8 protein-coding genes and 1 tRNA gene are annotated in these 8,585 nt (G+C 63.1%); 7 read left to right on the forward strand and 2 right to left on the reverse strand.

Features of this window, described 5'->3' with window-relative positions:
• Nucleotides 1-563 (reverse strand): PE family protein (locus WB785_RS22735; protein ID WP_424082053.1); only part of this gene is annotated, 563 nt, incomplete at its 3' end.
• 234 nt (nucleotides 564-797) lie between these two features.
• Here WB785_RS22735 and WB785_RS22740 point away from each other — a divergent pair.
• A tRNA-Leu gene (locus tag WB785_RS22740) sits at nucleotides 798-871 on the forward strand.
• Nucleotides 872-1,051: 180 nt separating this feature from the next.
• Entirely contained in the window at nucleotides 1,052-1,849 is a 798-nt protein-coding gene (locus WB785_RS22745; RefSeq protein WP_424082054.1) for a hypothetical protein, read from the forward strand.
• Here the strand turns inward: WB785_RS22745 and WB785_RS22750 are convergent.
• Nucleotides 1,846-3,060: a class I SAM-dependent methyltransferase gene (locus tag WB785_RS22750; protein WP_424082056.1), complete on the reverse strand. Its 1,215-nt coding sequence runs from the start codon at nucleotides 3,058-3,060 to the stop codon at nucleotides 1,846-1,848. The genes WB785_RS22745 and WB785_RS22750 overlap by 4 nt on opposite strands.
• A gap of 492 nt (nucleotides 3,061-3,552) precedes the next feature.
• Here WB785_RS22750 and WB785_RS22755 point away from each other — a divergent pair, with 492 nt between their 5' ends.
• The 5 genes from WB785_RS22755 to WB785_RS22775 all read left to right on the forward strand — a co-directional run.
• Nucleotides 3,553-4,626 (forward strand): YncE family protein, encoded by a 1,074-nt coding sequence (locus WB785_RS22755; protein WP_424082058.1) that lies wholly within the window; start codon nucleotides 3,553-3,555, stop codon nucleotides 4,624-4,626.
• A gap of 128 nt (nucleotides 4,627-4,754) precedes the next feature.
• Nucleotides 4,755-6,386, forward strand: a complete 1,632-nt coding sequence (locus WB785_RS22760; protein ID WP_424082060.1) for a long-chain fatty acid--CoA ligase — start codon at nucleotides 4,755-4,757, stop codon at nucleotides 6,384-6,386.
• Between the two features lie 46 nt (nucleotides 6,387-6,432).
• Nucleotides 6,433-6,906, forward strand: a complete 474-nt coding sequence (locus WB785_RS22765; protein ID WP_424082062.1) for an SRPBCC family protein — start codon at nucleotides 6,433-6,435, stop codon at nucleotides 6,904-6,906.
• Between the two features lie 2 nt (nucleotides 6,907-6,908).
• Nucleotides 6,909-7,778: a class II glutamine amidotransferase gene (locus WB785_RS22770; RefSeq protein ID WP_424082064.1), complete on the forward strand. Its 870-nt coding sequence runs from the start codon at nucleotides 6,909-6,911 to the stop codon at nucleotides 7,776-7,778.
• Nucleotides 7,775-8,585 (forward strand): patatin-like phospholipase family protein (locus WB785_RS22775; protein ID WP_424082066.1); only part of this gene is annotated, 811 nt, incomplete at its 3' end. The genes WB785_RS22770 and WB785_RS22775, both read left to right, overlap by 4 nt.

An 8,585-nucleotide genomic window follows, 5' to 3' on the forward strand; every position in this document is an offset into this window, starting at 1 on the left:
GCTCCCAACCCGCCAAGGTCGGCGCCAGCGGTGGCGGGAGCGGCCAGCGCGGTCAGCAGGCCACCACCGCCCATACCGATGAGGTCGGAGGAGGCCGATGCCCAGTTCCCGACCTGAATGTTGCCGAGGTTCATCAGGTTGCTGTTAAGGAACGAGCCGCTGAGGCTACTGGTCACGCCGTTAATAAACTGCGCCAGCGATTCGATCGGGTCGGTCGGGGCGGCGGACGTCGCCGCCGCCGATGCCGCGTTCGACAGCGAGTTGGCGCCAGCCCCGGCCTGGTTGGCCGCCTCCGTCTGTGCGTAGGACCCGGAGCTTTGGTTCATCAGGTTCACGAACTGCTGGTGAATGGCCTGGGCTTGCGCGCTGACCGTTTGGTAGAGCTGGCCGTAGGTCGAGAACACGCCCGCCTGCATGGCCGAGACCTCGTCGGAGGCAGCGGGAACCACGTCTGTGGTCGACCCCGCAGCAGCGGAGCTCTCAGCGGAAAACGAGTTGCCGATGCCCTCTAGCTGCGCCGCAGCTGCGGCGAGCGCTTCTGGCAGCGTCTTCACGTACGACATATGTTTTCTCCTGGTGGAAAAAGACCGACCCTGACAGGGTCGGCCTACGGCGGTCAGAGTGTCAGTGTGCGTCTGGCATCCACGGTGACACTTTTGCCCAATTTCGACTGGATGGCATAGCTGGTTAATGGCTTCTTAACGCGAGTGGCGAACTTTTAACACAACCCTTGCGCCGACCGGCCGATTCGGGCGCCTGATCAGCGCCGCGCCGCCGACGCGCTACATTCGTCGCTGGCCCCCATAGCCCAATCGGCAGAGGCAGCGGACTTAAAATCCGTCAAGTGTCGGTTCGAGTCCGACTGGGGGCACGGGCGCGACTACGACGTCCACGGGTACGCCCTGACCCAGGTGGATCGTCCGGCACCGCGTGCCGAAGGCGGATGCACGACGCTGATGCTTGCAGTCTTCCGGCGGTTCGGGGGCTACGGCCCCATCATGGCTGGGTGAAGTTCATCCGAGGGTTCGATCTGTGAGAGGTTGGTCTTGCAGTGGTTGATCAGCTGTCCGCGCCTGATGCCGGCACCGGGCAAAACCAGGATGAGAACGTAAGTGCGCCAATCGTATTCATAGCTACGCCCATGTACGGAGGCATGGCTACGGCGGCTTACACCTCGTCGTTGGCGCAAACACCCGGTGTTTTCATGAGAAACGGACTGGGTCTGTCATATATGTACCGGGTAAATGACAGCGTCGTAGCGAGTGCCAGAAATAACTTAACCCACCAATTCCTTGAATCCCAAGCAACTCATTTGATGTGGATTGACGCGGACATTGGGTTCAATCCCATGGACATCGTGAGCATGCTGTACGCCGACAAAGACATCGTGTGCGGCATATATCCCAAAAAAGAAATTGAGTGGAGGCGGGTAGCGCAGGCGGTCAAGGACGGGGTGCCGCCAGAGCGGCTAAGCGACCACGTAGGGTCATTCGTGGTCAACTTGATAGGCGGCACCGCTGGTGAGGACTACGAAACCGCTGATGAATTATTTGAGATCGGCGGCGGCGGCACCGGATTCATGCTGATCAAGCGCCGCGTGTTTGACGCCCTGGCCACCGATGTTCCCGGCTACCTCCAAGAAGACATAACAATCAAGGAGTTTTATGCCACGAGCATCGACCCGAAGACGGGCATGTTCATGACGGAGGACTACCATTTCTGTAAATTGGCGCGTAACAAGGGATTCAAGGTCTACGCAGCACCCTGGGTGCGTCTAAGCCATACCGGAACATACGTATTTGACAGCCCAATCCAGCTGGATTGGCTGAAGCTGAACGTTCAAGGCTAAGTCCTCAGGGCCATTGCGACAAAGTCGAGGCGCCACAGCGACTGAAATAGCTTGCGGCCAAAGATTTCCAGATCGGCAGTACTGACCCCGGCGGACTCCGGATGCTGCGCTATGGCTTCCGAGATCTCTCGAATCGTGCGACGGCCATCGATGTTTTTGACAAATGCCGACTGAGCCGGATTGAGCCGTATGCGCCCGCCCGGCCAGACGGCTTCATCGCCCGAGACGCCGCACCGTGTGCGCAGCACCGGAACGTAGTCGAAGGCGGCTGCGGTCGAAAAGTCGATCGTGTAGCTCTCTTTCGGCCGGTCGGGGCGGCACGCCATGAAAAAGTGGCAGCCGTTCAATGTCTGCACGCGTTCCATCACCGACCATATCCGGTTCTCCGGCAACGCATTTGCGGCCGCATAGAAGCTGCTCGGCGGCGCGAACAAGTCGTGCGGATAGTACGGCGTTTTGTGGAACCAGCCCTGAAATACCAGTCCGGCCGAGCTCACCAGATCAAGACACTCGCCGACGGTATAACTGCGCGCGCGACCGTGTAAGAACGTATCCACCAGTGCAGCATCGGACTGCAGATCGCGCGCCATTTTCAGATAGCTTTGCACCGGGTGCTCGGCCGGTAACGCCGAGATCGTGTCTTTGACCAGCTGGACCGACGCGTCGTCCTGACCCAGGCCGAAGTCGTGAAAGACAGACTCCAGCAACTCGATTCCAATTCGGCCGTATTTCGCATAGAGCATGAGCGCGATCGCGCCGTCGCGTCGCAGGTAGCCGGCGAGAGCCTTCAGGCCGGCCAGTGGATCGGCCATGTGGTGCAGAACGCCGGTCGATACCACCAGGTCGAAGTCGCGTCCCAGTGTCGACAGCTCCTCGATCGGAAGGCGATGCAGCTCGAGATTGGCCAGCCCATGCTTGTCCTTCAAATACTGCTGGTGATCCAGTGAGGGCTGGCTGATGTCGACAGCGACGACCTTGGCCGCGCGGTTGGTGAAAGCGAATACCGCGGCCTGGTTGGTGCCACAGCCTGCGATCAGAATGTCGAGGTCAGGCCGATACTCCCGGTCGGGCCATAACACCCGGTGCGCGTGCACCGGGTCGAACCACTCCCAGTTGGCAACGCTGTATGCCTCGAGGTCCTCGATGGGGTGTGGGTAGCGCCATCGCTCGTACTGGCGGGCGACAAGGTCGTCGTGTGCGTCGTCGGTCACGTCGCGCTCTCCACTGCTGGATTATGGGTTACCCCTTGCGCACCGGCAATAAGGAGACCCGGCGTCGAAATACGCGGCGACGCGCTGTACCTCATTTTTGGTCCATGTGATTTGGGCCTCTTTTTGGCGTCCAGACAATAAGAAACCCTTATTCATTGATAGCCAAGCCACCGCTGGTCACCGGTTAGCGAAAGTAGCGAAACACCTGGCGAGACGTGGTGTCCCGTTTGCTGTTTGGGCTTGGGCCGTAACCGCGGAAAATATTGCTTAAGGACACTCTGAGTTACCCGCGTGACGTGCGCGACAATCGATGAAACTGCGCTTTTTCGGCCCAAATTGGGCCGCTACACTCGTCCGAAGCGGCGCTGCCATGCGCCTGATCCGAGGGATCCGGGTTTGCTCTGCGGGAGCATTTGGGCCGCACGAAGCGTTTCACCGTCCAGAGTGAAACGTCCGCCCACCACGAACTAACGAGCAGAGGCTGGTACCACTGTGAGCGATGCGAGCCGTGTAAACGGACTTCCTGAGATCGGCGCTGCCCCGGGCTTCACGGTGGTAGACAAAATCGCCGTGCAGCAGGGCGCCGTCAGCGGCATCACCGCCAGTTCCGACGGCAGTCGGCTGATGGTCACCCACTACGGCGACGACAGCGTCTCGTCCATCGATGCCGGTAACGGCGCGGTCGTGCAGACGGTCATCGACATTGACGAACCATTCGCCATCACCATGGCCGACACGCCACAGAGCCGCGCGTACATCAGCACCGTATCGGCGGCATACGACTCGATTCTTGCTTTCGACTTGGCTGCCAACCGGGTTGTCGGGGTGCACCCGGTGGCCAATAGCGTGACCGATCTGGCGGTCAGCCCGGAGGGACGGTACGTCTACGCCAGCCGGACTGCGGCCCAAGGTGCCGACGTCGCAATCCTCGACACCAAGACGGGCCGCGAAGACGCGATCGGCATCGCGGCCGCTGCCGGCACCACTGCCGGCTGCGTGCGCGTCAGCCCGGACGGCCGCCGGCTGTATGTCGCCGCGAACGGGCCCTTTGCAGCAGAGCTCGTCGTGATCGACCCGCACACCCACCGGGTGCTGAACACTTTCGAAATCGGTTGCCCGATACGGGATATCGCGCTCAGCCCAGACGGGGCCACCGCGTACGTCGGCAGCTGCGGTCCCGACTTCGGTGCGGTACTCGATGTTCTCGATACCCGAACCGACACCATCGTCAACACCTACAAGTTCGGTGAGATCACTGGTTTGCTGGCCCAATTGGTGTTGAGTCGCGACGGTGAGCGGGCCTATCTCGTCGGCGACACCTGCGTGACGGTGTTGTCCACGTCAACGCACGACATCATCGGCAGCATCGCGGTCGGCGCGCAGCCTTCATGCCTGACCGAGAGCCCGGACGGGGATCGCCTGTACATCGCCGACTACGCCGGTGCGATCACCGTGCTGACCGTCGCACCCACCGCCGCCGACGCGCCGACCCAGGACGAGATACCCACCGCCCCGCATCAGTGGGTGATGTCCAACCTGCTGGGACTCGAGCCGACGCCGGCCTAGCGGTTCTTTCGGCTACATCGTCCATCGCCGCTAAGGCGATTGTTCGGGCGTGCGATGATCGCCACCGGGGCAGCCTTGTCAGGCCGGCCCGGGACAGCAGATAGTGCGAACCATAAGGCGGTTCATCGATGTACAGCACCATGCACAGCTTCCCGTTGACGATCACCGCCATCTTGCGCCATGCGTCGGGTGTCCATGGGGCACGCAAGGTGACCACCGCGACCGGGAGCGGCTACCGCCAATCCAATTACGCCGAACTCGGTCAGCAGGCAGCTCAACTTGCAAACGCCTTGCGGGGCATCGGCGTCAGCGGCGACCAGCGGGTCGCGACGTTCATGTGGAACAACGCCGAACATCTGACGGCGTATCTTGCCGTGCCGGCGATGGGCGCGGTGCTGCACACGCTCAACATCCGACTCTTCCCCGAGCAGATCGTGTTTGTCGCCAACGAGGCCGAAGACCAGGTTGTGTTGGTTGACGCGTCGCTGGTCAAACTGCTGGCGCCGGTACTGGGCGAGTTGGAGACCGTGCACACCGTGATCGCCGTCGGCGATGGCGACATCTCGGCACTGGAGCAGTCGGGCAAGACGGTGCTGCGCTATGCCGACATGGTGGCCGGCGAGTCGACCGAATTCGACTGGCCGGAGATTGACGAGGACTCCGCGGCCGCGATGTGTTACACCAGCGGCACCACCGGCAACCCGAAAGGCGTTGTCTACAGCCATCGTTCGAGCTATTTGCATACGATGGCAACGTGTACCAGCAACGGTATCGGGGTCGGTTCAAGCGATTGCGTGCTGCCGATCGTGCCGATGTTCCATGCCAACGCCTGGGGCCTGCCGTATGCGGCGCTGATGGCGGGCGCCGACTTGGTGCTGCCCGATGCCCATCTGGACGCCAAGTCGCTGATCGACATGATCGAGAAGCTGCGGCCGACTGTCGCCGGTGCGGTGCCTACAATCTGGAACGACGTCATGCACCACCTGGAAACCGAGCCCAACCACGACGTGTCGTCGCTGCGGCTGGTGGCCTGCGGCGGCTCGGCCGTGCCGGTGTCGCTGATGCGCACGTTCGAGGACAAACACGGCGTCCAGATCCGTCAGCTCTGGGGGATGACCGAAACCTCGCCGATGGCGACCATGGCCTGGCCGCCGCCGGACACCCCGGCGGATCAGCACTGGACTTTCCGCGCGACCCAGGGCCAGCCGTTATGCGGTGTGGAAGCCCGGATCGTCGACGACGACGGGCAGGTGCTGCCCAACGACAACGAGGCCGTCGGCGAGGTCGAAGTTCGCGGGCCGTGGATCACCAGCTCCTACTACCGGGGACACGACGAGTCGAAGTTCGACTCCGGGTGGCTGCGCACCGGCGATGTCGGCCGCATCGACGAGCGGGGCTTTATCACGCTGACCGACCGCGCCAAAGACGTGATCAAGTCTGGCGGGGAATGGATTTCGTCGGTCGAATTGGAAAACAATCTGGTCGCACACCCGGACGTCGTCGAGGCCGCCGTGGTCGGGGTGCCCGACGAGCGTTGGCAGGAACGGCCGCTGGCCGTGATCATCGCCAAAGAAGGATCCGACGTCAGCGCCGCCGATCTGCGAAACTTCTTGTCCGACAGAGTTGTTCGCTGGTGGCTGCCGGAGCGCTGGACGTTCGTCGACGAGATTCCGCGTACCAGCGTCGGCAAGTATGACAAGAAGACGATCCGGGCCCGGTACGCCGACGACGTTTATCAGGTCAGCGAAGCGCGAGATTAAGGGTCTGGCCAATACCGCGCCCGGGCTGTCACGGTAGCCTGCGGTCATGCCAAGCTCTCTCGCCGTTGAGCAGTCGCGCCTCGTAGCTGTCGGCCTGGACGACGCCTTCGCCGGCACGCTGCCGTTGGACCTGCCGAAGATCTTCAGCCACTGGTATGGGCCGATCCCGCCGATCAAAGAAGTGCGAGATCAGGACGGCGAGTGGCACGCAGCAGGGCAGACCCGGCGGGTGATGCTGACCGGCGGCGGAAGTATGCGCGAAGAGCTGACCAGTGTGGACCCGCCGCATTCGTTCGGCTACACGCTGACCGAGATCAAAGGCCCGCTGGCTTCGCTGGTCGGACATGCTGAGGGCCAGTGGGTCTTTACCGCCAGCGGTAGCGCGACGACGGTGACCTGGCGCTGGAACATCCATGCTCGGTCGGCACTCAGCGCGCCGTTGCTGCCGGTACTGGGCTGGCTGTGGAAGGGCTATGCCCGCCGATCGCTGGAAACGCTGTCAGGCTTGCTGACGGGCTGACCATGTGCCGACTTTTCGGGTTGCACGCCGGGACAAACGTTGTCAGCGCTACGTTTTGGCTGCTGGACGCCCCGGACAACCTCGCCGAACAGAGCAAGCGAAACCCGGACGGCACCGGTCTGGGCGTCTTCGACGGCGAAGGCCGTCCGCAGGTACGCAAGCAGCCGATCGCCGCGTGGCAGGACACCGACTTCGCCACCGAAGCGCACGAGATGACGGGTACCACCTTCATCGCGCACGTTCGCTACGCAACAACCGGATCGCACGACGTGGTCAACACCCATCCGTTTCTGCAAGACGGCCGGATCTTGGCGCACAACGGCGTCGTGGAAGGTCTTGATGTGCTCGACGAGCGGCTGTCCGAACTGGGCGCCGCCGATCTGGTGTTGGGGCAGACCGACTCTGAGCGGGTGTTCGCGTTGATCACCGCATCGATCCGGGCGCATGGCGGGGGTGTGACGGCCGGTGTAATCGACGCGATGAAGTGGCTGGCGGCCAACGTGGAAATCTATGCGGTCAATCTGCTGCTGAGCACGGCGACCGACATGTGGGCGCTGCGCTATCCCGACACCCATGAGCTGTACATATCGGACCGTCGGGAAATCTCATCGGATCGCCAATTTCATCTGCGCACCAAGCGGATTCGTGCTCACTCCGAGCATTTGCGCTCCCGACCTTCGGTGGTGTTCGCCACCGAGCGAATGGACGACGACCCGCGCTGGCGCCTGATCGACCCGGGAGAGTTGGTCCACGTCGACGCCGGACTGCAGATCAGCCGCCAGGTGGTGCTGCCGGATCCGCCGCGGCATCTAGTGCGTCTCGAGGATCTGAGTGCGACGGCTCAGGCCGCCCAGCACGCGTCGACGAAGTGACGATCAAACGGGCATTGGTGCTCGGTGGCGGTGGGGTAGCTGGAATCGCTTGGGAGACAGGGGTTCTGAGGGGGATCGCCGACGAGTCGCCCGCCGCGGCGCGTGCGCTCCTGGGTTCCGATGTGCTGGTGGGCACTTCGGCCGGCTCGGCGGTGGTCGCACAGATCGGCAGCCGCTTGAGCCTCGAGGACCTGTTTGCGCGGCAAGTCCAGGAGGTGTCGACCGAGCTCGATCCTGGGGTAGGGGTTGACGCGGTCGCCGACCTCTTCCTGGCCGCCTTGGCACAACCGGACAGCACGATGTTGCAGCAGCGGCAGCGGATCGGCGCGGTGGCGCTGGCGACAGAAACCGTGGCCGAACCGGTCCGGCGGGATGTGATCGCCCAGCGCCTGCCGACGCACACCTGGCCCGACCGGGTGCTGCGCGTCACCGCCGTCGACATTGCGACCGGGGAACTGGTTGTGTTCGACCGTGATTCGGGCATTGAGCTGGTCGACGCGGTAGCCGCCAGTTGCGCGGTACCGGGAGCATGGCCGCCGGTGACGATTGCGGACCGGCGCTACATGGACGGCGGTATCGGCAGCACCATCAACCTGGACGTCGCCGACGACTGCGAGATGGCGGTCGTGCTGGTGCCGGCCGGTGTGTCGGCGCCGTCGCTGTTCGGTCCCGGACCGGTCGCCGAGATCGCGGCGTTCGGTGGCACGGCGTTAGGTGTGTTCGCCGACGATGAGTCGCTGGCAGCTTTCGGGCCCAATCCGCTGGATCCGCGCTGCCGCGTCGCCTCCGCGCAGGCCGGCCGTGCGC

Origin of the sequence: Mycobacterium sp. (assembly GCF_049585075.1) — a bacterium.
Lineage (GTDB): Bacteria > Actinomycetota > Actinomycetes > Mycobacteriales > Mycobacteriaceae > Mycobacterium.